This is a genomic window from Caballeronia sp. LZ003, from assembly GCF_031451465.1.
Taxonomy (GTDB): Bacteria; Pseudomonadota; Gammaproteobacteria; order Burkholderiales; family Burkholderiaceae; genus Caballeronia.
The window spans coordinates 1-445 of sequence record NZ_JARUXJ010000185.1 but is presented as its reverse complement, the minus strand read 5'-3'; the positions used below and the strand labels follow the sequence as shown (position 1 = coordinate 445).

The window sequence follows — 445 nt, the reverse complement described above, 5'->3', positions numbered from 1 at the left end:
GGACGTGGATGAGGTGGATGTTACTGTCCAGGTGAATGATCTGTGGTGGGATTCGAATAAGGGGCACACCAACGCGACGATCAAACTTCAGTTTGCACCATCGTACGAACCGGCGAGCGAGAACGTTCCTGCGCCCGAACCAGAGATTAGAGAGATTACTGGCATCTGCCAGAGCTATAGCAAGACATTTACGTTTCCAGTAAAGCTGGTCGGAGGTGCGCGCTTTGTGCTGGCGATCTCGCGTGCGGACGAGATCGATCAAGATAAAAATGTCGGCAAGAAGCACGGTACGGCACATGTAGTGAGCTACACAAAAAGGCGAACCGGCAAGTTCAAATATCCCGCCAGCGCAGTGGCGGCGATGCGCATCACCTCCGATAAATTCGACCGAATTCCAGTCCGCTCATACGACGTGAAGGGGTTGCTGGTTGAAGTACCGGACAAC

At 53.3% G+C, this 445-nt stretch carries 1 protein-coding gene; it reads left to right on the top strand.

Annotated features, from left to right (window positions below):
- Positions 1–445, top strand: a 445-nt coding sequence (locus QCE79_RS33715) for a hypothetical protein (RefSeq protein WP_309851894.1), incomplete at both ends; no start/stop codon positions are given.